The organism is Aquabacter sp. DMC10 (assembly GCF_056314145.1).
This window is the reverse complement of the sequence record NZ_JBQUYX010000004.1, coordinates 143,019-164,783: the sequence shown is the minus strand read 5'-3', so window position 1 is coordinate 164,783 and position 21,765 is coordinate 143,019. Positions and strand designations below refer to the sequence as shown.

General features: G+C 67.5%; 20 protein-coding genes. 7 read left to right on the top strand and 13 right to left on the bottom strand.

Annotated features, from left to right (window positions below; genetic code table 11):
* From atzD to ACT54L_RS12495, 9 genes are all read right to left on the bottom strand, one after another.
* Positions 1–1,062: a cyanuric acid amidohydrolase gene (gene atzD / locus ACT54L_RS12535; protein WP_476085920.1), complete on the bottom strand. Its 1,062-nt coding sequence runs from the start codon at positions 1,060–1,062 to the stop codon at positions 1–3.
* Positions 1,062–2,507 carry an amidohydrolase family protein gene (locus tag ACT54L_RS12530; protein ID WP_476085919.1) on the bottom strand — a complete coding sequence of 482 codons (1,446 nt, stop codon included), beginning with the start codon at positions 2,505–2,507 and terminating at the stop codon, positions 1,062–1,064. Before ACT54L_RS12530 ends, atzD begins: the two co-directional genes overlap by 1 nt.
* Positions 2,504–3,535, bottom strand: coding sequence for an ABC transporter substrate-binding protein (locus tag ACT54L_RS12525; protein ID WP_476085918.1), 1,032 nt, complete (start codon positions 3,533–3,535; stop codon positions 2,504–2,506). Before ACT54L_RS12525 ends, ACT54L_RS12530 begins: the two co-directional genes overlap by 4 nt.
* A gap of 48 nt (positions 3,536–3,583) precedes the next feature.
* Complete coding sequence (locus ACT54L_RS12520) at positions 3,584–4,357, bottom strand: ABC transporter permease (protein ID WP_476085917.1); 774 nt, start codon at positions 4,355–4,357, stop codon at positions 3,584–3,586.
* Positions 4,354–5,169 carry an ABC transporter ATP-binding protein gene (locus ACT54L_RS12515; RefSeq protein WP_476085916.1) on the bottom strand — a complete coding sequence of 272 codons (816 nt, stop codon included), beginning with the start codon at positions 5,167–5,169 and terminating at the stop codon, positions 4,354–4,356. The genes ACT54L_RS12520 and ACT54L_RS12515 overlap by 4 nt, the downstream gene beginning before the upstream one ends.
* Entirely contained in the window at positions 5,166–6,611 is a 1,446-nt protein-coding gene (allB, locus tag ACT54L_RS12510; protein WP_476085915.1) for an allantoinase AllB, read from the bottom strand. The genes ACT54L_RS12515 and allB overlap by 4 nt, the downstream gene beginning before the upstream one ends.
* Before the next feature lie 10 nt (positions 6,612–6,621).
* A complete protein-coding gene (locus ACT54L_RS12505) occupies positions 6,622–7,461 on the bottom strand; it encodes an SDR family NAD(P)-dependent oxidoreductase (protein WP_476085914.1) in 840 nt (279 codons plus the stop codon).
* An 88-nt stretch (positions 7,462–7,549) separates the two neighbouring features.
* Positions 7,550–8,614, bottom strand: a complete 1,065-nt coding sequence (locus ACT54L_RS12500; RefSeq protein WP_476085913.1) for an ABC transporter substrate-binding protein — start codon at positions 8,612–8,614, stop codon at positions 7,550–7,552.
* A 20-nt stretch (positions 8,615–8,634) separates the two neighbouring features.
* The gene (locus ACT54L_RS12495; protein WP_476085912.1) at positions 8,635–9,387 is read right to left on the bottom strand and encodes a cysteine hydrolase family protein; all 753 of its coding nucleotides are present in this window, start codon (positions 9,385–9,387) and stop codon (positions 8,635–8,637) included.
* Positions 9,388–9,555: 168 nt separating this feature from the next.
* Here ACT54L_RS12495 and ACT54L_RS12490 point away from each other — a divergent pair, with 168 nt between their 5' ends.
* Entirely contained in the window at positions 9,556–10,464 is a 909-nt protein-coding gene (locus tag ACT54L_RS12490; protein ID WP_476085911.1) for a LysR family transcriptional regulator, read from the top strand.
* A 68-nt stretch (positions 10,465–10,532) separates the two neighbouring features.
* Positions 10,533–11,030 carry a hypothetical protein gene (locus ACT54L_RS12485; protein ID WP_476085910.1) on the top strand — a complete coding sequence of 166 codons (498 nt, stop codon included), beginning with the start codon at positions 10,533–10,535 and terminating at the stop codon, positions 11,028–11,030.
* 18 nt (positions 11,031–11,048) lie between these two features.
* Here the strand turns inward: ACT54L_RS12485 and ACT54L_RS12480 are convergent, their stop codons facing one another.
* From ACT54L_RS12480 to ACT54L_RS12470, 3 genes are all read right to left on the bottom strand, one after another.
* Complete coding sequence (locus ACT54L_RS12480) at positions 11,049–12,074, bottom strand: 3'-5' exonuclease (RefSeq protein ID WP_476085909.1); 1,026 nt, start codon at positions 12,072–12,074, stop codon at positions 11,049–11,051.
* A gap of 70 nt (positions 12,075–12,144) precedes the next feature.
* Positions 12,145–13,767, bottom strand: a complete 1,623-nt coding sequence (locus ACT54L_RS12475; protein WP_476085908.1) for a GMC family oxidoreductase — start codon at positions 13,765–13,767, stop codon at positions 12,145–12,147.
* Positions 13,768–13,913: 146 nt separating this feature from the next.
* The gene (locus tag ACT54L_RS12470; protein WP_476085907.1) at positions 13,914–14,588 is read right to left on the bottom strand and encodes a GntR family transcriptional regulator; all 675 of its coding nucleotides are present in this window, start codon (positions 14,586–14,588) and stop codon (positions 13,914–13,916) included.
* 240 nt (positions 14,589–14,828) lie between these two features.
* Here ACT54L_RS12470 and ACT54L_RS12465 point away from each other — a divergent pair, with 240 nt between their 5' ends.
* The 5 genes from ACT54L_RS12465 to ACT54L_RS12445 all read left to right on the top strand — a co-directional run bounded on the left by ACT54L_RS12465 (position 14,829) and on the right by ACT54L_RS12445 (position 20,814).
* On the top strand, positions 14,829–16,199 hold the full coding sequence (locus ACT54L_RS12465) for a malonyl-CoA decarboxylase (RefSeq protein ID WP_476085906.1): 1,371 nt from the start codon (positions 14,829–14,831) through the stop codon (positions 16,197–16,199).
* Positions 16,196–17,731, top strand: a complete 1,536-nt coding sequence (locus tag ACT54L_RS12460; protein ID WP_476085905.1) for a malonate--CoA ligase — start codon at positions 16,196–16,198, stop codon at positions 17,729–17,731. Before ACT54L_RS12465 ends, ACT54L_RS12460 begins: the two co-directional genes overlap by 4 nt.
* 166 nt (positions 17,732–17,897) lie before the next feature.
* The gene (gene dctP / locus ACT54L_RS12455) at positions 17,898–18,920 is read left to right on the top strand and encodes a TRAP transporter substrate-binding protein DctP (RefSeq protein WP_476085904.1); all 1,023 of its coding nucleotides are present in this window, start codon (positions 17,898–17,900) and stop codon (positions 18,918–18,920) included.
* Positions 18,917–19,465, top strand: coding sequence for a TRAP transporter small permease (locus ACT54L_RS12450; protein WP_476085903.1), 549 nt, complete (start codon positions 18,917–18,919; stop codon positions 19,463–19,465). Before dctP ends, ACT54L_RS12450 begins: the two co-directional genes overlap by 4 nt.
* Entirely contained in the window at positions 19,462–20,814 is a 1,353-nt protein-coding gene (locus ACT54L_RS12445) for a TRAP transporter large permease (RefSeq protein ID WP_476085902.1), read from the top strand. The genes ACT54L_RS12450 and ACT54L_RS12445 overlap by 4 nt, the downstream gene beginning before the upstream one ends.
* A 42-nt stretch (positions 20,815–20,856) precedes the next feature.
* Here ACT54L_RS12445 and ACT54L_RS12440 read toward each other — a convergent pair whose 3' ends face one another.
* Positions 20,857–21,765, bottom strand: a complete 909-nt coding sequence (locus tag ACT54L_RS12440; protein ID WP_476085901.1) for a transglutaminase family protein — start codon at positions 21,763–21,765, stop codon at positions 20,857–20,859.

Here is a 21,765-nt window from a genome sequence, read left to right as displayed (position 1 = left end):
TCAGCGGCGGACGATCACCGCCGCTGGGCCGCCCCCGTCAGGGCCCTGGTGCTCGGCACCGCCGGAGACATAGATTTCCGGCAGCCCCACCAGCCCCGCCAGCGCACCCGCCACATAGGCGCGGGCATGGCGGGTGGAGGAGATGTCGCTGTCATCCAGCATGGTGTGGCGATAGCCGCGGATGAGGCCGGAGCGGCTCGCCTCCGCCTTGGCGAGGAGCGCCACCAGTTGATCGCCGTCCTGCGCCCCGAGGCGGCCGAGGGCCGCGCGCACGGGGGCGACATCGATGGCATCCGCCATGACCCCATGGTCGATGGCGAGCGGCCCGGACCAGTCCGGCGACATGCCCAGCACCACCACTTCATGGCCCATCAGCTCGATGCCGGACGAGCAGCTCGCCCGGCCGGAATAGAGCGAGAGATCGGAGCAGATGACGGCGTCGGACAACGCCCCCTCCTCCACCTCGCCCAGCGCCAGGGCAATGCCCAGCGCGCTCGCGCCCCGCGACAGGCCCATGGACTTCAGCGTGTCGGAGGTGGCCGTATCGGCGCCGCGCGCCTTGGCCTCGGCGACGCGGGCCATGGTCAGCAGCGGACACTTCACCTGCACGAAATGCACGTCCTGCGGCCGGTGGATGCCCGCCTCCGCCATGGCGTGGCGCACCGCCTCCGCCACCTGGCGCACCTGGCCCATGCGGCCGATGTCTTCAGGCAACAGGTCCGCCGTATGGGTGCGGCCGATGGCGAGCGCCGGGCCGGGCGTGCCCTCCCCTTCCGCCCGCTCGAACACCAGCCAATGGGGCGCCATTCCCCCCTCGGTGCCGCCGGACATGACCAGGCACACGGTCTGCGCCGCCTGCCCCAGATGCGCCTTCAGCATCAGGCCAAGCGATTGCACCGCGAGCCCGCGGGAAAAATCATTCACGCAGCCATTGCCTTCGGTCTTGCCGAAGATGGCGAGGATGCCAGCCGGATGGATCTGGCGGGCGGCTATGGCGGCCTCGATGCCCGACACATCGTCGGGCCCGGCCGCGCTGATCCGATGGACCTTGGCAATGGGCATCAGCAGCATCCCGGTTCAAAATGACTTGCAGCGGCGGCATCGAGCGCCGGCATGGCGGCGGCGAGGGTCGCCTTGTCGGGCATGGCGGCGCGCATGCGATCCAACACCTCGGCGCGCACGGCGGGATAGTCGATGCCGGTCACGACGCCGTCCCGCACAATGGTGCGCCCGCCGATGATGAGCTCGCGCATGTGGCGGGCGGTGGCGCGCGTGAGCAGCAGATCGAGCACGTCGAGATCGACGCCCAGGCGGTCATCCTCGATCTTCGCCCAGTCCAGCACGATGAGGTCCGCCGGCGCGCCGGGGACCAGCACCCCGCCATCGTCGCGGCCGGTGACGGACCGGCGGCCATTCACCAGCGCCATGCCGAGAATATCGGAGGCGGTGACCTTGGCGCGGAAGCCGGTGCCGATGTGCAGGAGGTGCGCCACGCGGATCTCGCGCAAGGCATCGTCATCCTCCTCCAGCGCCTTGCCGTCGACGCCGATGGCCACCCGGCAACCCCTAGCCTTCATCTGCGCGACAGGCCCGATGCCGGAGCGCAGGTGCAAATTGGACGACGGATTGGAGACGATGGTCACGCCCCGCTCCGCCAGCAATTCCAGTTCGTCCGGCCGCGCCCACACGCAATGGGCAAGCGTCAGCCGCTCGGAGAGCAGGCCGATGGAATCCAGGTGGCGCACGATGCCGCCGGGATGGGCCTCGTCCGCCCAGGCCCGCTGGTAGCGGGTTTCCAGGAGATGCATATGCACCCGCCGGCCGGTGCGGGCGGAGGCTTCCGCCACCGCCTCCAGCAAGCCGTCCGAGCACCATTGCGGGCCATTGGGGCCATATTGCACATCGAAATCCGGCCCGCCGGCCGCCTCGGCCACCGCGTCGGCCAGCTCGATGAAGGTTTTCGGCTCAAGAGAGGGCCGCAGGAACTGGCTCGCCAGCACGCTGCGCGCCGGCTCGGGGATGGTGGCGAGGAAAGGCTCGCTTTCGCCATAGACGAGGGGGTTGCGGTCCTTCATGGAGACGGCAAAGCCCACCCGCACGCCCACGTCGCGCGCGGCGCGGGCCACCTCCTCAACCTCGCGCGGCAGGTCCGTGAAGCCCTGGGCGCGGGTATAATGCATCATCACGATGCCCGCACCGCCGAGCGCGCTGCGGGCGAGCGACAGCGCCGCCGCCAGATAGGGATCGACGGAGGGAAAGAGCGCGAGATATTGGAGCCAGGCCTCCAGCGGCTTGCCGCCGCCGCCCACCGAGCTGGATCGCACCGGGCGGCCGTGGTCATGGGCATTCACCGGCGCCGGCATCACGAACACATCGTCCGCCGGCCCCTCCATGGCGCCGACATGGCCGATGCGCCCCTCAGCCAGCATAAGCCGGGCCGGCCCCGTGACCGGCCCGCGCGGATCGGCCAGGAGATGGGTGCAGCTGAGGGAACGCGCGCCGCTCATTGCCCCACCTGCGGTGGGACGCGATCAGCCTTGGGCGGCAGGAAGGCGCGGTTGAACACCTCGGCCGGGGTCGGCTTCTTCGGCAGCTCGAAAGCATCGGAGATCAGCGTGATGGCGGTCTCAAGCCGCGCATCGCTCACATCGCCAAGGCCGAGGGAGCGGGCTTCCGGCGTGTCGATGAGGGACTTGTAGACATAGATCAGCCGGCGCTTCTCGATGTCCTTGTTGATGAGCGGCTCCTTGGCCGCCAACAGCGCGATGGCCGCGTCGGGGTTCTCCACCGTCTCCTTGATGGCACGGTTGAGCGCGCGCAAGAGGCCCTTCACCGCCTCGGGGCTGTCCTTGGCCAGCTTCTGGGAGACCATGATGCCGTTGGAATAAAGGTCGATGCCGGCATCGGAATAGAAGATCCAGCGGAAGTCCTTGTCGGGATCGAGCTTCAGCGCCACGAGGTTCATGTAGCTGGTGGCCGAGAAGACCGCGATGGAACTCACCTGTCCCTGAAGCAGCATCTGCTCCTGGAGGTTCGGCGCCACCTGGGTGATGGCGATGGAGCCATAATCGAGCCCATTGGCCTTGGCGAGCAGCGGCAGGAGCTTGAAGGAGGCGCCGCCGGGCGGCGTGCCGAGCTTGGTGCCGGCAAGGTCTTTCACGGACTTGATGGGGCTGTCCGCCTTGGTGAGCAAAGCAAACGGCGCCTTGTTGTAGATCATATAGACCATGACCGGCGTATCGGCGGGCCGGGCGGCGGCGTTCTGGATGACGGCATTGATGTCGCCGAAGCCGGCATCATAGACCCCCGACATGATGCGGGTGACGGTGGCCGCCGAGCCCTCGCCCTGGTCGATGGTCACGTCCAGATTTTCGGCCTTGAAGTAGCCCTTCTCCAGCGCCCAGTAATACCAGGCGTGCACGCCCTGGAGCTTCCAGTCCAGGGTGAAGCGGATCTTGGTGGGCTCGGCATGGGCGGAGGGGGCCGCACCGGACAATAGCAGCGCGCCAAGCGCCGCCAGCAGCAAGCGTTTCATGAGCAACTCCTGGAAGGTGTTTGTGTTTTTTTGAAAATGCGGCCAGCTTCAGCCGACCGCGAAATCATCCTTGCGGCGCGCCCAGCCGATGACGCGGCCCTCGATCAGGGAGAAGAGCGCGTAGAGCCCGACCCCCAGCACCGCGAGCACCAGGAGGCCGGCAAAGACCAGGGGCACGTCGAAGGACGAGGAGGCGATCATCATGAGATTGCCGATGCCCCGATTGGAGGCCACCGTCTCCGCGATCACCGCGCCCACGAAGGCCAAGGTCACCGACACTTTCAGCGAGGCGAAGAAGAAGGGCATGGTGCGCGGCAGCCCCACATTCATGAGGATGTCCATCTTGGAGGCGCGCAGCGCCCGCATCACGTCCTCCAGCTCCGGCTCGGTGGTGGCCAGGCCCGCCGCCACGTTCACCACTATGGGGAACAGGCTCATGATCATGGCTGTGAGGATGGCCGGCACGGAGCCGGCACCGAACCACAGCACGAAGATGGGCACGAGGGCCACCTTCGGGATGGAGGAAAAGCCGATGAGGAGCGGATAGCCCGCATCATAAGCGAGGCGCGAGGAGCCGATGAGGGCGCCCAGCGCGACGCCGGAGACGATGCCGAGGGCAAAGCCCACCAGCGTCGTGTAGAGGGTCTGGAGCGCGTGGGGCCAGATGGCGGGGGCGCGCTCGATGAGGGTGGCCACCACCTGGGTCGGCCGGGGCAGCACGATCTCCTTGATGCCGAAGGCGATGCAGGCCAGCTCCCAGATGACGAAGAAGCCGATGATGACGGCCACCGAGGACAGGCGGCGGCGCAGTTGGGTGTTCATCGGGCGGCCTCCACGGGTTCGCGCGCGGAAACGATCAGCTCGCGCAGGCGCTGGGTCAGGCTCACGAAGCCCGGCTCATAGGTCATCCCGATGTTGCGCGGCCGGGCGAACGGCACGTGGCAATCCTCGATGATGCGGCCGGGGCGGGCGCGCATGACGCACACCCGGTTGGCGAGGAAGCCGGCTTCCTTCAGATCGTGGGTGACGAGGATCACGGTGGGCTTGCGATCCAGCCACAGGTCCTGGAGCACGCCCCACAATTCCTCGCGGGTGAACTGGTCGAGAGCGCCGAAGGGCTCGTCCAGCATGAGCAATTGGGGATCATGGATCAGCGCCCGGCACAAGGAGGCGCGCTGGAGCATGCCGCCGGACAATTGCCAGGGAAAACGATCGGCAAAGCCCTTCAGGCCCACCTGGTTGAGCAGGGCATCGGCGCGGTCGCGAAATTCGGTGCGGCGCTTGGACCGGAACTCGCCCCGGAAGGGCGGCACGATCTTCAGCGGCAGCATGATGTTGTCGCGGATGGAGAGCCAGGGCAGCAAGGTGGGGTTCTGGAACGCCATGCCCACCCGAACGGGCGAAGCCCCCACTTCCCGGCCGTCCACGAACACATGTCCAGTGGTGGCGGAGATGAGGCCCGTCACCAGCTTCAGGATGGTGGACTTGCCGCAGCCCGACGGCCCCACCAAGGCGACGAAATCGCCCTGCCCGATGGTCAGGCTGGTCTCGCCCAGCGCGTGGACCTGATGGCCCTCCCGCCCGTAGGAGAGGGTGACCTCTTCCAGCTCGACGAAGGTGCGCGGCGTGCTCATGCGGCCGCCTCCGGTCGGTACGCCACCACGGCGGCCAGTGTCTCGTCGGTGTGGCGGGGGCTGGGGGTGCCCACGTCCTGGATGGCGTGGACCGAGCGGCCATGGCCGCGCGTGTCCGCCATGAGGGTGCGGTCCTTCATCACGAAGCGGCCGCGCACCATGGTGTGCACCGGCAGACCCTGCACCTCCCGCCCATGCCAGGGCGAGACCTTGGAGCGGGACTGGAGGGCGGCGTCATCGATGGTCCAGCGCCGGTCGAGATCGATGAAGGCGAGGTCCGCGTCCGCCCCGGACTGGATGGCGCCCTTGCGGGGATAGAGCCCCCACACCTTGGCGGGATTATAGGCACTCCAGCGCACCAGATCCGTGAGCGCCATCCGCCCGGCTGCGACCTCGGTGAGCATGAGCGGGATTTGCGTCTCGACGCCGGGGAAGCCGCAATCCACCGTCCAGATGTCCGTCCGGGTCTTTTCTTCCGGCGTATGGGGCGCGTGGTCGGTGGCGATCATGTCGATGGTGCCGTCCATGAGCGCGTCCCAGAGCGGGCCCTGGTTGGCGGCCTCGCGCACCGGGGGATTGACGCGGATGATGCCGCCCCAGCGGCCATAGTCCTCCGCCGCCAGCATCAAATAATGGGCGCCGGTCTCCCCGGTAATGTCCACGCCCCGCGCCTTGGCGTCCCGCAGGGGGCCGAGTTCGGCGGCGGAGGAGATGTGGAGGATATGGATGCGCGCGCCGGTCCATTCGGCGAGAATGGCCGCGCGGGCCACCGCCTCCACCGCCACCACGGCGGGGCGGGAGGCGAGATGAGCGAGGGCATCGGTGCGGCCGGCTTCCATCAAACGGGCCTGCCGGCGCTCCATGATGGAATTGGTCTCCGCATGCAGCGAGACGCGCTTGCCGGTGGGCGCCACCACCTCGAACGCCTCCAGCATGGCCCCCGTGGAGGGCGAGGGAATGCGGCCGAACGTGTTGCCCATATAGAGCTTGAAGCCGATGATCCCGCCTTCCACCAGCGCCGGCACGTTGGCGAGGCTCTCCTCGCCCAGCACCGCATAGAGGCCGTAATCCACATGGGCCTTGGCGCTGGCCATGGCGTGCTTTTCGGCAAGGCTCGCAGCGTCGGCAACGGTGGGAATGGTGTTGGGCATGTCGAAGACGGTGGTGACGCCTCCGAAGGCCGCCGCCGCCGTGCCGCTCTCAAAGTCTTCCTTGTGGGTGTAGCCGGGATCGCGGAAATGCACGTGCACATCGATGGCACCGGGCAGGATATGAAGGCCCGTGGCATCGAAGGTCTGCCGGGCGGCGGGCATGGCATCTTCCTCGCCCACCGCCACGATGCGCCCGTCCTTCACCGCGATGGCGGCGGGCCGGATGGTCTCGTGGGTAACCACCTGTCCGCCGGTGATGACGAGGTCGGCGGGGAAATCCTGATCGCTCATTCCACCCTCCTCACAGCATGGCCCAGCCGCCATCCACCGGCAGATCGATGCCGGTGAGCTGACGGGACACGTCGGAGGCGAGGAAGAGGCAGGCATTGGCCACGTCCTCGTCCTGCGTCACCCGGCGCAGCGCATAGTCGGCGGCGTGGCGCTCCATGGCCTCTTCCACCGTGATGTTCAGCTTGGCCGCCATATTGGCACACACCTTCTCGCGGAAACGGGGTCCGTCCACCATGCCAGGGGCGACGCAGTTCACATTGATATTGTGCTGTCCCACCTCCAGCGCGAAGCTCTTGGTGATGCCGCGCAGGCCCCATTTGGAGGCGGAATAGGCCATCCGCCCCGCCCGGCCGCGCATGCCGAAGGTGCCGCCCACATTCACCACCTTGCCGTAGCACCGCGCGATCATGCCCGGGAGAACGGCGCGCATGGTGTGGAAGCAGCCATTCATGTTGAGGGTGACGATGTCGTCGAACTCCTCCGGCGTCGTCTCCACCCCGGTCTTGCCGATGGGGCCGGAGCCGCCGGCAATGTTGACGAGGATGTCGATGGCGCCGAACGCCTCTTGCGTGCGGGCGGCGGCGGCCTCGCAGGCGACGGCATCGGTAAGGTCACAGCCGAGCACGATCACCTCGGCGCCCTTGGCCCGCGCCGCCTGCGCCACCGGTTCGATGGCCCCGGTGTCGCGGCCCACCAGGGCCAGGCGGCAGCCCTCGGCGGCGAAGGCGAGGGTGACGGCGGCGCCCATGCCCTTGGCCGGGCCGGTGATGAAGGCGACGCGATCTTTCAGCTTGAGGTCCATGGCACGTCCGAGGGTTTCGTGGTCGGGAAAGGGGGTGGCGCGGGGCACACCCCAACCCTGCCCTCCCCCGTGCGGGGGAAGGTGGGGTCGGCATCGGCCGGCGCGCGGAGCACCGGCCGGGATCAGGGAGAGAAGGTCAGAAGAGCTTCTTGGGCAGGTCGGCCACCGGCGGCAGGAAGGCCGGGGTGAAGACCTGGTCGACCTTGGGGGTCGTGGGCAGCTTGTTGGCATCCACCAGGATGTCGATGGACTGCTTCAGCCGCTCCGGGTCCACATTGCCGAGGCCGATCTTGGCGATCTCGGGGTGGTTCATCTCCGAGCGCAGCGTCGCCTCCAGGCGCTCCAGTTCCACCTGCGGCTTGATGAGCGGCTCGCGCTTCTGAACCGCCGCGACACCGGCCTTGGGGTCCTTCAGCATGTCGATGAGGCCCTTGTTCAGCGCCCGCACCAGGCCCTTCACCGCTGCCGGATTGTCCTTCACCAGCTTCTGGGAGACGATGATGGCGTTGGAATAAAGATCCATGCCGTAATCGCCATAATTGATGTAGCGGATCTGGCTGTCCTCGATGCCGATCATCTTGGCCGAGAAGCGGATGGTGTTCACATAGCCGAACACGCCGTCCACCTGGCCCTGCATGAGCATCTGCTCGCGCAGATTGGGCTGCATGTTGACGATCTTGATGCCCGAGCAATCGATCTTGGCCAGCTTGCAGAAGGCCGGGAACAGCTTCAGCGCGCCGTCATTGGCGGCCCCGCCCAGCGTCTTGCCCACCAGGTCCTGCGGGGTCTTGATGGGGCTGTCGGCCTTCACCGCGATGGTGAAGGGGGGCTGGTTGAACATCACATAGACGGCGATGGGCGCGTCCTCGGGCTTCTTGGCCACCAGCTCGATGAGGGCGTTGATGTCGCCGAAGCCGGCATCATAGGTGCCATTGGCCACCAGCGGCACAGCGGCGCCGGAGCCGTTGCCCTGGTCGATGGTCACGTCCAGGCCCTCGGCCTTGAAGTATCCATTGTCCTCGGCCAGGAAGAACATGGCCTGCGGGCCCTGATACTTCCAGTTGAGCACCAGCTTGATCTTGGTCTGCGCCGCGGCCGGGGCGGCGGAAAGGCCAAAGGCAAGCCCGAGGGTCAGGCCGGCCGCTACGGTAGCAAGCGCGCGTCGGGCAAGCGCACGTCGGGTCATGGACTTGAACGGCATCGGAAGAACGTCCCTTTTGGTCAAGGTTTGTCTTTGGTTTCTTGTTGTGTGAAGGCGGACATGAGCGCATCGGCGGTGGCGGTGGCGCCATAGAGCAGGCGCACCAGATAGAGGATCGCGTCGCGCACATAATCGGGGGACGGGGTGGCGCAGGCATCTTCCACCAGCACGCAGCCATAGCCCAGGAACGAGGCGTCGCAGAGGGTGGAGAAGACGCAGCGGTCGATATTGATGCCGGTGAACAGCAAGGTGTCGATGCCGCGATTGCGCAGCACGGAATCCAGCTCATTGTCCGTGAAGCCGCTGAGGCGATGCTTGTGGACCAGGAGGTCGCCGGGCAAGGGCGCCAGTTCCTCCACCACCTCCGCGCCCCAATCGGTGGCAACCGTAATCCGGCCGCGCCCGCCGGGCGAGGGATCGCCATAGACCGGCCGCGTGCCGCCAGCCGAGCCCTTGGCCAGCACCAGCGGCGGCAATTCGGCCACATCCGCCCGCACGCCCCAATTGACGAACACCACCGGCACATCCGCCGCCCGCGCCGCCGCCGCGAGGCGGGAAATGGCGGGGATGACGGCCTTCAGGGGTGTGGGATCGACGCCGGAGCGGGGGAACCAGCCGTCCGCGTGCAGGAAGTCGTTCTGCATGTCCACCACCACCAGGGCGGTGGTTGAAAGGTCCAGTTCCGCCGGCTGCGGCTCCGCCGCGAAGGTGGCGAGGCGCGGCGCCGGGCGGGGGCGCGCGAAGCTCAGCGTGGCGGGAGCGGAAGGGGGCATGGGCTGCTCATGAAACCTTGTCGCCGGCCCGATCCGGTCCGTTCCGGTGCGCCGCAACATGATCCTTTCGTGACACAGCCTAGGCACGATCGGTGATGCGATCCATAGCCGATTTCGATACATTGCGTTGCCGAACAGGCTACGAACTTTCCCCACCGAAGGCTCGCCATGCGCCACCTCCGCTTCCTGCGCTACATGGACGAAGTGGCCCGCACCGGCTCCATCCGGCGGGCGGCGGAGCGGCTGAACGTGACGCCCTCGGCGCTCAATCGCCGCATCATGGACCTGGAGGAGGAGCTGGACGCCAAGCTCCTGGAGCGCCGCCCGCGCGGCGTTCAATTGAGCGCGGCGGGCGAGGTGTTCGTGGCCTATCTGCGCGAGCAACTGGCCGACGCGGAGCGCATGCGCTCGCAGATCGAGGATCTGCGGGGCCTGAAGCGCGGCACGGTGAAGATCGCCTGCAGCCAGGCTTTGGCGCACGACTTCCTGCCGCAGCAGATCGCCGCCTTCCGAAAGCGCTATCCGCTGATGAATTTCGAGGTGTCGGTGGCCGACCATGAGCGCGCCGTGGCGCTGCTCACCGCCTATGAGGTGGACCTGGTGCTGGTGTTCCGCCCGCCCTTTGTCGGCGCGCTGCGCCTCCTGACCACCTTGCCCCAGCGCCTCGTCGCCCTCCTGCCGGCGGACCATCCGCTCGCCGCGCGCACCTCGCTGCGCCTGTCCGACTGCACCGGCTATGCGCTGGCATTGGCCGAGCGCAGCACCGGCGGACGGCAGATGATCGAGGAAAGCATCGCCCGCTCAGGCTTGCGCTTCTCGGTGGCGGCGGAATGCAATTCCTTCGAGATGCTGCGGGGGCTGGTGGCCCATTGCGGCATGATCTCGTTCCAGATCGAGCTGGGCGCGCTCCCCGCCGCCATGCCGCCCGGCATCGTGGTGCGCCAGATCGACGACCTGGCCGGCGCCGACATGGTGCTCGCCCAATTGCGCGGCCGCAGCCTGCCTCTGGCGGGGGCGCAGTTCGCCGAGCATCTCACCAAGGCGCTCCGGGCCCTGGCGCCGCCGAAGGCGGGGTGAGCCGGCCCCTGCCGCCTCGACACCTGCCCCGCATGGCCCTACCTTCCCTTTGGGCGGGGAGCGCGGGCATGTGGACCATCCTTGAGCGGATCATGGCCGTGATCGGCTGCATCGCCACCGTTCTCGGTACGGTGATCGCCTATTGGGCCTTCATGGATCCGGGCGATCTTGCCAAGGATGTGGCTGCTATCGCCGAGCGCCTGAGCCGAGAGCCCTCCCTAGACCAGCAAGAGCGCCTCTATGTGGGCCAGGTAATGAATATGGGCGACAGATACCTCGTCAATATCGAGAAGCAGCCCACCAGCGCGTCCGGATCGTTCGACCTGAAGCTCTGCGATGCCAAGACCGGCGCCATCATCGGCGAAGGCACCTATGCGTTCGGACGCGAGGGGGCGGACTTCACGCCCCAGTTCAAGCAGGCAGGACCGGCCATCACCATCGTGCTGAACGCCAAGCTGGCGCAGACCCCCTTCTCGCGCAAGGAACAGTGGCGCAATGCCAACGGCAACTGGTCCCGCATCGCCGAGCCGAAGATCGTGGCGGGCACCACCCAATCCTGCCCATGACAGGCGCGCGCCAGGACCTCACACTCCCGGCCGAAACCTCTCGAACGCGGTGATCTTCTGGACCAGGAGGTCCACCTCGCGCAGATAGATCTCGGCCTTCAGATAGGCCAGCTCGTCCGCGAGGCCCGCTTCCGGCACCTCGATCCACCAGGATTTGGGCCGCCCGTCGGAGCCGTCGTTCCAGCGATAGCCGCGCTTCTTCAGATGGTCCTTCATGTCGAAGGGCGCGCCTTCCGCCCAGACGCGGAAGGTGGGCTGGCGGGCGGTGGCCAGCAGCCGGGAAAAGGCGATGCCCTCCGCCTCCTTCAAGGGCGCGCCGAGCACGGCGAGCAGCGCCTGGCAATCATCCACGGCCCGGTGGCCATTGTGGAACCAGCCGGACTGGCCCACCAGATAGCCAAGCTTCACCCCCTCGAAGCCGAAGCCCGACCAATCGACCTGCGAGGCCGAACAGGCCCAGGCCTTGTGGGCGAAATCGGGCAGCAGGCGCTCGCAGAAGGGCCGGTCGAAGCGGGCATTGTGGGCGATGACCAAGGCGGCGGGCGCGATGAAGCGGGCGACTTCGTCCAGGTCCAGCGCATGGCCCTTCACCATCTCCGGCGTGATGCCGGTAAGCTTGGTGATCTCGGCGCTGATGGGCACGGACGGCTCGCGGAGCTGGCTATAGGTGGCGATCACATCGCCCACCGCGCCATCCTCCCCATAGGCGAAGGCCACCATGCCCAGCTCGATCACCTCTTCCTTGGCGGGGTCGAGCCCGGTGGTCTCGGTGTCGATGATGATTGCGAGCTTTTCCCCAGCCTTGAGCGGCCGGGGCACCACGGGCGGGAATTCCAGCCGGCGCAGGATGCGATAGCGCCCGGTGCGCTCCAATTCGCAGGCCCAGGCCTCATATTGCGCATCATAGGCGATCTCGGGGACCAGCGGCGCGACGGGCTCGGGCGCGGGGCGCACCGCGGCCGTGCGGGCGCGGCGGCGGGGCTTATGCACCGCCTCGCCATCCTCCAGATTCATCAGGGCGAAGAAATCCGCCTGCTGCGCCAAGGCCAAAGCTCCGAATCGCCCCGCTCATATGGGGGCGCCGGGGAGATTACACCATTGGCGCCCCGCCCCCTCAGGCGCGGGCATCCTCCAGGATCATGCGCGCCCCCTTCTCGGCGATGGCGAGGGTGGGCGTGTTGGTATTGCCCGAGGTGATGGTGGGCATGACGGAGGCGTCCACCACCCGCAGCCCCTCCAGCCCCACCACCTTCAGCCGCGCATCCACCACCGCCATGGGATCGGAGGGCAGGCCCATCTTGGCCGTGCCCACGGGATGGAAGATGGTGGTGCCGATATCGCCCGCCGCCCGCGCCAGCGCGCTGTCCTCATCCGGCACGGCGGGGCCGGGCAGGATTTCCTGCGGCGTATAGGGGGCGAGCGCCTTCTGGCCGACGATGCGCCGGGCCACCCGGATGGAATCGGCCGCCACTTGCCGGTCCTCATCGGTGGCGAGATAGCCGGGCCGGATCTCGGGGGCGGAGGTGAACACATTGTCCTTCAGGCGGATGGTGCCGCGCGAGGTGGGCCGCAGATTGCACACGCTCATGGTGAAGGCGGGGAAGCGGTGGAGCGGCTCGCCGAACTTGTCCAGCGACAAAGGCTGGACGTGGAACTCGATGTTCGCCCGCTCCTGGCGGGCATCGGAGCGGGTGAAGATGCCCAGTTGCGAGGGCGCCATGGTCAAGGGTCCGCGCCGGAAGAGGGCATATTGGGCGCCCATCCAGGCCTTCCCCAGCAGGGAATGGTAGCGGGTGTTCAGCGTGCCGATGCCCTGGATCTTGTAGATGAGCCGCAATTGCAGATGGTCCTGCAGATTGCCGCCGACGCCGGGCAGATGATGGGCGACCTCGATGCCCTTGTCCTTCAGATGCTCCCCCGGCCCGACGCCCGACAGCAGCAGCAATTGCGGCGAGCCCACCGCACCGGCGGCCAGAACCACCTCCCGGCGGGCCGTGAGCGTGCGCGGCCCGTCGCGGCCGGTCACCACGACCCCGGTGGCGCGACGGTTCTCGATCACCACCTTGCGCACATGGGAGGCGGTGATCATGAACAGATTGTCGCGATCCAGCACGGGTTTGAGGAACCCGCGCGCCGTGCTCCAGCGCATGCCGCGCTTCTGGTTCACATGGAAATAGCCGGCGCCCTCATTGTCGCCGGTGTTGAAATCCTCCACGGCGCGGATGCCCGCCTCCCCCGCCGCCTGGCGCACGGCGTCCAACAGCGGCCAGGTCATGCGGGGAAACTCCACCCGCCATTCCCCGCCCTTGCCGTGATGGGCGTTGGGGCCGAGGAAATGGTCCTCATTGCCCTTGAACAGCGGGGCAAGATCATCCCAGCCCCAGCCGGGCAGGCCCAGTTGCCGCCAATGGTCATAGTCGGCCGCCTGCCCGCGCATGGAGATCATGCCATTGATGGCGGAGGAGCCGCCAATCACCTTGCCGCGCGGATAATTGAGCGCGCGGCCATTGAGGCCGGGTTCCGGCTCGGTCTTGAAGCACCAGTCGGCCCGGGGATTGCCGGTGGCATAGAGATAGCCGACGGGAATGTGGAACCAGAGCCAGTCGTCGTTCCGCCCGGCTTCCACCACAGCGACGCGAACGTTGGGGTCTTGCGAGAGCCGGTTGGCGAGAACGCAGCCGGCGGTACCCGCGCCCACCACGATGTAATCGAAAATGTCGTCCACTTCCCCCGCCATGGCGTCGGCCTCCCGGTCTTGTTGTCGGGACTGTGGCGGGGGGCTGGCGCAGGGGCAAGAGCGACGCTGTGCCTCCCCGGCCGCATCCATCTCCACTTGGGCCATGTCGGAGGCGCGGTGTGAATGCGCCATAAGTCGAAGGCGGGTCAGCCGGCGGCGGCCGCGCCCTCGGTCTCGTCCTGCAAGGCGGTCAGGAGGGAGAGGAAGCGCTCGCCCTGCACCAGCACATGGGCGCGCACGGCGGCGGCGGCGGCCTCCCCGTTCCCCGCCAAAAGGGCGGCGAGGATGGCCTCATGCTCGGCGAAGGAGGCGTCCATGCGGCGGGAGACGCGCAATTGCAGACGGCGATAGGGCTGCAGCCGGCGCTGGAGCCGGCGGGCCTCCGCCGCCAGCATGCGATTGCCGGTGGCGTCATAGATGGCCTGGTGGAACACCGCATTGGCCGGGTAATAGGCGCCGGTGTCGCCGGCCGCCACCGCCGCCCCGCAGGCGCCATGGGCCGCGGTGAGGGCCGCGCGATCGGCCGGGTCCAGGCGCTCGGCGGCCAGGCGCGCGCAGGCACCTTCCATTTCCGACATGAGCTCGAAGGACTCAACCAGTTCGCGGGGGCCGAGCAGCACCACGAAGGCGCCTCGCCGGGGGCGGATTTCCACCAGGCCCGAGGAGGCAAGCTGGATCAGCGCCTCCCGGATCGGGGTGCGCGAAACCTGGAAGCGCTCGGCGAGGCCCACCTCGTCCAGCCGTTGCCCCGGCCGCAGCCGGCCGGCGACGATGTCGTCCTCCAGCGCCTCACGCAGGCGCGGCGTGGCCTCTCCCCTCACCGCTTCCCTCCTCCAGCTTCAGCGCCACTTTAGCAGCTGGAAACATACAGTCACCACCATTCTTGCATACATGAAGATTGACTTATCATGCAATCGGCACTTACATGTGTGGGACGACGGAGGATGCCTGCTTCATGCCTCATCTGCCCGCACATTGTTTCGCCCCACCTCAGGCCAGCCTTGCATTGCGGGCCGGCCCTCGGCCCAATGGCTCTTGATCGAACAGGCGGACGGCGACCCATGAGCTCCAACACCACCTTTTTCGGCGACCTCCTGAATTCCATTGCCGAGCGCGGCCGGGCGCTTCTGGACCGCAACAGCCGGGTCAGCGGCGCCACCAAGGCGGCCACCCTGGTGGAGCGCTGCGAGGACCTGCTGTCCGGCAAGGGCGAAGCCTCCGGCGTCGCGCTCGCCAGCGATATTCTCGATCGCTATGGCCGCATGAAGACCGGCGAGCGCATCGCCTTCTTCGAGGCCCTGCTGGAAACCTTCGGCCCCGATGTGAAGCGGCTGGAAAAGGCGGTGGCCGCCTATGGCAAGGCCGGCTCGGATGCCGCCATCGCCGAGATCCACCGCGCCAGCGAGCCGCGCCGGCAGGAATTGTTCCGCCGCTTCAACATGGCCCCCCGCGCCACCGGGCAATTGGTGCGCATGCGCGAGCATCTCATGGACGCCATGGTGCTGCGCCCCGACCTTGCCCCGGTGGACCGGGATTTCGGCCACCTCTTCTCCTCCTGGTTCAATCGGGGGTTCCTGGTGCTGCGCAGCATCGACTGGTCGACGCCCGCCAATGTGCTGGAAAAGATCATCCGCTATGAGGCGGTTCACGAGATCAAGGACTGGAACGACCTGCGCGCCCGCGTGGATGCCCCCGACCGGCGCTGCTACGCCTTCTTCCATCCCGCCTTGGTGGACGAGCCGCTGATCTTCGTGGAAGTGGCCCTGCTGCGCGAGATCCCCGGCGCCATCGCGCCCATCCTGGACCAGGCCCGCGCGCCGCTGGACCCCGGCACCGCCACCACGGCGGTGTTCTATTCCATCTCCAATTGCCAGCGGGGCCTGGCGGGGGTCTCCTTCGGCCACTTCCTCATCAAGCAGGTGGTGGAGGAAATCTCCCGCGAGATTCCCTCGCTCACCACCTTCGTGACGCTCTCCCCGGTGCCCGGCTTCCGCGCCTTCGTGAACAGCACCCGCGCCGACGAGACCTCGCCCCTCCTGACCGCAGCGGACCGCCAGGTGCTCACCCGTCTCGACGTGGCTGGCTGGGAAGGCGACGAGGCCGCCCGCACGGAATTGACGCCCGTCATCAATGCGCTGGCCGCCCATTATTTCCTGGTGGCGCGCACGGCCAAGGGCAAGCCCATCGATCCGGTGGCGCGCTTCCACCTGGGCAATGGCGCCCGGCTCGAACGCATCAATCCCATGGGCGACCTCTCGCCCAAGGGCATCGCCCAGGCCGCCGGCCTGATGGTCAATTACCGTTATGTCCTGGCCGACATCGAGAAGAACCACGAAGCCTATGCCGGCAAGGGCGAGGTCGTGGCGAGCGCTCCCGTCAAGAAACTGCTGCGCGGCGAGGCCAGCGCGCGCAGCCTGGTGCCCGTGCAATGACCTCTTCAGCCTCCACCAATCATCTCTTCTCCGCCTTCGAGGCGGCGATCCCCGCCCGCGACAAGCCGCTGGTGCTCCATCCCGGCGGCGGGCAGGAAACCTATGCGGACGCGCTTGCCTTGTCGGCGCGCCTTGCCCATCTGCTGGTGGCCCGCGGCGTGAAGCCCGGCGACCGGGTGGCGGTGCAGGTGGAAAAATCCTGGACGGCGCTGGCGCTTTATCTGGCCGCCGTGCGGGCGGGCGCGGTCTATCTGCCGCTCAACACCGCCTATACGCTGGCGGAGATCGAGTATTTCCTCTCCGATGCCGAGCCCACCGTCATGGTGGCGCGCCCGGAAGTGGCTGATGACATGCGCGCGCTGGCCACCCGCCTCGGCGTGCCCCATGTGGAAACGCTGGGCACCGATGGCAAGGGCTCGCTCACGGAAGGGGCTGAGGGCCTGCCAGAGACCTTCGATAATGTGCCGCGCGGGCCCGATGATCTCGGCGGCATCCTCTATACGTCGGGCACCACGGGCCGGGCCAAGGGGGCCATGCTCTCGCACGACAACCTCCTGTCCAACGCCCGGACGCTGCGCGACTATTGGCGCTTCACGTCAGACGACGTGCTGATCCACGCGCTGCCCATCTTCCACACCCATGGCCTGTTCGTGGCCACCAACATCATCCTGCTGGCCGGCGCGTCCATGATCTTCTGCCCGAAGTTCGATGCGCGCGAGGCCCTCTCCCTCATGCCCCAGGCGACCTCGCTCATGGGCGTGCCCACCTTCTATACCCGCCTCCTCGACCAGCCCGGCCTCACCCGCGAGGCGACCGCCCACATGCGCCTGTTCGTTTCCGGCTCCGCCCCGCTTCTGGCCGAGACGCACCGCGCCTTCCGCGAGCGCACGGGCCAGGCGATCCTGGAGCGCTATGGCATGACCGAGACCGGCATGAACACCTCCAACCCCTATGACGGGGACCGGCGGGCCGGCACGGTGGGCTTCCCGCTGCCCGGCATCGACGTGCGGGTGACCAATCCTGAGACCGGCGCGGTTGTCGGCACGGACGAGATCGGCATGATCGAGGTGAAGGGCCCGAACGTGTTCAAGGGCTACTGGCGCATGCCGGAGAAGACCGCCTCTGAATTCCACGACGGCTTCTTCATCACCGGCGACCTCGGCAAGGTGGACGGCGACGGCTATGTCCACATTGTCGGGCGCGGCAAGGATCTCGTCATCACCGGCGGCTTCAACGTCTACCCGAAGGAAATCGAGGGCGAGATCGACGCCATTCCCGGCGTGCTGGAAAGCGCCGTCATCGGCCTGCCCCACAAGGATTTCGGCGAGGGCGTGACCGCCGTGGTGGTGCGCACCAAGGGCGCCACCCTCACCGAGGCGGAGATCCACGCGGCGCTGGAAGACCGGCTCGCCAAGTTCAAGCAGCCCAAGCGCATCTTCTTCGTCGACGAACTGCCCCGCAACACCATGGGCAAGGTGCAGAAGAACGTTCTGCGCGAGACCTATAAGGACGCGTATCGGTCGGTGGCCTGACCGCCGGCCCGCACGACCAGGGACGCCGCCGGCCTTTTCCGGCGGCCCCGCCCTTCAGGAGCGCCAACTCCGAGCGGCGGACGCAACCAAGATCCGGGACACCCGGACAGCAGGATCAGGAAACGCCATCGGCCGCCCCATGCGCGGCCCAAGGGAGGAGTGTGTCATGCAGATCACGCGACGTCATGTGCTGGCCGGCGCCATTGCCGCCCCGGCGCTTTTAAGGCTCTCCGGCCCCGCGCAGGCGGCCACCACGCTGAAGATCTCCCACCAATTCCCAAGCTCCAGCGGCGATGAGGGCGACTTTCGTGACCGGCTGGTGCGCAAGTTCGCCGCCGAGGTGGAGAAGCGTTCCAATGGCGATGTGAAGTTCGAGATCTATCCCGGCTCCTCGCTGATGAAGACCAACGCGCAATTCTCCGCCTTGCGGAAGGGCGCGCTCGACTTCTCGCTCTATCCCATCTCCTATGCGGGGGGCGAGGCGCCGGAATGCAACATCGGCCTCATGCCGTGCCTGGTCTCCTCCTACAAGCAGGGCCTGGCCTGGAAGACCGCTCCCGTGGGGCAGGAATTTTCCGCCTATCTGGAAGGCAAGGGCGTCAAGATCATCACCTGGGTCTGGCAAGCCGGCGGCGCGGCCAGCCGCGAGAAGCCGCTGCTGACCCCCGCCGACGCCAAGGGCATGAAGGTGCGCGGCGGCTCGCGCGAAATGGACCTGATGCTCCAGGCGGCAGGCGCGGCGGTGCTGAATTTGCCCTCCAACGAGCTGTACGTGGCCATGCAGACCGGCGCCTGCGATGCCGGCATCACCTCCTCCACCTCCCTTATCTCCTTCCGCCTGGAGGAATTGTCCAAGAACCTGTCCGCCGGCCGGGGCACCTCCTATTGGTTCATGCTGGAGCCGCTGTTGATGTCGAAGACCATCTTCGACGGCCTGCCCAAGGCGCAGCAGGAGTTGATCCTGACCGTGGGCGCGGAGATGGAGCCGCTGGGCCTGAAGGGCGCGCAGGAGGATGACGTCAACGTCATCAACGTCTTCAAGAAGGCCGGCGCGCAGATCAACGACCTGTCGGCGGCGGTGGTGGACCAATGGAAACCCATCGCCCGCGACACCGCCTGGAAGGACTATGCCGGGAAGTCGGCCCTGTGCGCGAAGCTGCTCAAGCTCGCCGAAGAGGTCCCCGCATGAGCCACGGCATGGACATGGGGGCGCCGGCGATCCCGGCGCCCGCAAGCCCGGCGCTGGCGGTCCTTGACCGGGCGCTGGGCCTTGTCAACCGCATCATCCTCTTCCTCGCCTCGCTGGCGCTGGTGGCGGCGAGCCTGATCCTGTCCTATTCGGTGATCGTGCGCTTCCTGTTCCGCACGCCCACCTATTGGCAGGACGAGGCGGCGGTGTTCCTTTTGGTGGGCGCCACCTTCATGACCGCCGCCTATGTGCAGAGCCGGCGCGGCCATGTGGCCATTGAGGCGCTCACCGCCTTGCTGCCGCCCGCCGTCAATGCGGCGCGGCTGCTGGCGGTGGATGTCATCTCCTTCGCCTTCTGCGCCTTCTTCTCCTGGAAGTCCTTCGTGCTGCTGGAGGAAGCCTGGGTGGACGGGCATGTCTCCTCCTCCACCTGGGGGCCGCCTCTGTTCATCCCCTATGGGGTGATGACGGCGGGCATGGTGCTGCTGTCGCTCCAGATCCTCCTGCAGATCGCCATCGCCTTGTCGGGAGGGCGCCGGTCATGAGTGTGCTTGCCATCGGCCTCATGTACGGGGCCGCTACCCTCACGACCATGTTCATCGGCATCCCCATCGCATTCGCACTGGGGGCGGTGGCGGTGCTGTTCATGTTCGGCTTCATGCCGGCCGCATCGCTCGATACGGTGACCCAGAATGTCTATGAGGAGATGGCGTCCATCACGCTGCTCTCCATCCCGCTCTTCATCCTGAAGGGCGCGGCCATCGGCAAGTCGCGGGCGGGCGCCGACCTTTATTCCGCGCTCCATGCCTGGATGCATCGCATTCCCGGCGGTCTCGGCATCGCCAATGTGTTCGCCTGCGCGCTGTTCGCCGCCATGGCGGGCTCCTCGCCCGCCACCTGCTCGGCCATCGGCTCGGCGGGCATTCCCGAGATGCGGGCGCGCGGCTATTCCGGCGCCTTTGCCGCCGGCATCATCGCGGCGGGCGGCACGCTCGGCATCCTGCTGCCGCCCTCCATCACCATGATCCTTTATGCAGTGGCCGCCGAGCAGTCGCTGGGACGGCTGTTCCTGGCCGGCCTCGGGCCAGGCCTGCTGCTGGTGCTGCTGTTCTCCGGCTATGCCATGGTGCGCTTCCGGCAGGAATTTGCCCGCGCCAAGGCCGCCTATGAGGCCAACGGTACCCCCTCCGCCCTGCTGAAGGAAGAGCACATCACCATGCGGGACCGCTTCAATGCGCTCCCCCGCGTGCTGCCCTTCGTGGTGCTGCTCACCGGCGTCATGGTGGCGCTCTATGGCGGCTATGCCACCCCCTCCGAGACGGCGGGCCTTGGCGGCATTCTGGCCTTGGTGCTGATCGCCCTCATCTACCGGGTGTGGACGCCCAAGGATCTCGCGCCCATCCTCACTTCCACCATCCGCGAATCCACCATGCTGATGCTCATCATCGGCATGTCGCTGCTCTATTCCTACGTGATGAGCTATTTGCACATCAGCCAGGCTGCCGCGCAGGCCATCGTCGCCCTGCAATTGTCCAAATGGCTGCTGCTGGCCACCATATTGGTGCTGGTGGTGGTGCTCGGCTTCTTCTTTCCGCCGGTCTCCATCATCCTCATGACCGCCCCCATCATCCTGCCGCCCCTGCGGGCCGCCGGCTTCGACCTGATCTGGTTCGGCATCGTGATGACCATCGTGATGGAGATGGGGCTGATCCACCCGCCGGTGGGGCTCAACATCTTCGTCATCAAGAACATCGCCCCCGACATCCCGCTGAAGGACGTGATCTGGGGCACGGTGCCCTTCGTGCTTCTGATGCTGGTGGCGGTGGTGCTGCTGTGCCTGTTCCCCCAGATCGCCACCGGCTTCCCCGACCTCGTCATGGGGCCGGGCCGCTAGGCGGGACGGCAGGCGGGACCGTCGGCAAGGCGAACGGCGTCCTCAGGACGCCGGCGCCTCCGCCTGCGGCTTCTCCACCGGGATCACGTCCACGCCCACCGCAAGGCCGTGCTCGCCGGAGGCGACGATGACGCCGTCCACCGGGGCCACGTCCGCATAGTCCCGGCCGATGGCGAGGATGATGTGGTCTTCGCCAGCGGGGATGGAATTGGTGGGATCGAGCCCCACCCAGCCCAGTTCCGGGCCGCACCACACTTCCGCCCAGGCATGGGTGGCGTCCGCTCCCGCCAGGCGCTCCTGGCCGGGCGGGGGCACGGTGCGCAGATAGCCGGACACATAGCGCGCCGGCAGGCCGAGGCCCCGGAAGCCGGCGATCATCACATGGGCGAAGTCCTGGCACACCCCGCGCCGGGCGGCGAAGGCTTCCGCCGGCAAGGTGGTCACATCGGTTGTGCCGGGCATATAGGCGAAGTCATCATGGATGCGCGTCATCACCTCCAGCGCGGCGGCAAGGATCGGCCGGTTGGCGGGGCAGCTCTGCGCCGTCCAGTCGGTGATCTCACCGTCGAGGGGAATGGCACGGCTGGGATAGAGGGCATGGACGGGGGATTGCGGCCCCAGGTCCGTGCTGGCGAAGGCCTCGCGGCGCACCTCATCCACCATCAGCGTCGCCTCGGGATCGGGCAGCACCACCGGATGCACCTCGATGCGGGCACGGGTGGAAATGTCCAGCCGGTCATGGGGCGTGTCGAAGGTGGCCCAGGCCACCGCATTGCCGAAGAAATCCGTGCCCTGCTCCATCTCGGCGGGGCGGGGCTGGGTGTTCAGCATGTGGGCGATCACATGCTGGTGGGGCATGCGGTCCACCGGCGTCATGCGCAGCACCTGCCGGGCCGAGCGCACGGTGGTGCCATAGGTATAAGTGGTGGTCTGGCGCACGTCGTAGAGCAT